General features: G+C 69.1%; 1 pseudogene. It reads left to right on the plus strand.

The features are described 5' to 3' along the window. Positions 1-269 (plus strand): annotated as a pseudogene (locus BN1130_RS22880) (electron transport complex subunit RsxC); the annotation flags it as partial.

Consider the following 269-nt stretch of genomic DNA (forward strand, 5'->3'; position numbering starts at 1 on the left):
GCCATTGCCGCCGCCATCGCTCGCGCCAAGGCCAAGAAAGCGGCAGAGGCCGCGCAGCCTGACGCAGCCGTCGATACCCCTTCCTCGCAGGTGAGTGACGACGCCCCCGCGACCGAGGCACCCGATCCCAAAAAAGCCGCCATTGCCGCCGCCATCGCCCGCGCCAAGGCCAAGAAGGCGGCAGAGGCTGCGCAGCCTGACGGCGCCAGTGATGCCGTTTCACCGCAGGTGAGTGACGACGCCCCTGCAACCGAGGCACCCGATCCCAA

It is taken from the genome of Aeromonas rivuli, assembly GCF_000820045.1.
In the GTDB taxonomy this organism is placed as follows: Bacteria; Pseudomonadota; Gammaproteobacteria; order Enterobacterales; family Aeromonadaceae; genus Aeromonas; species Aeromonas rivuli.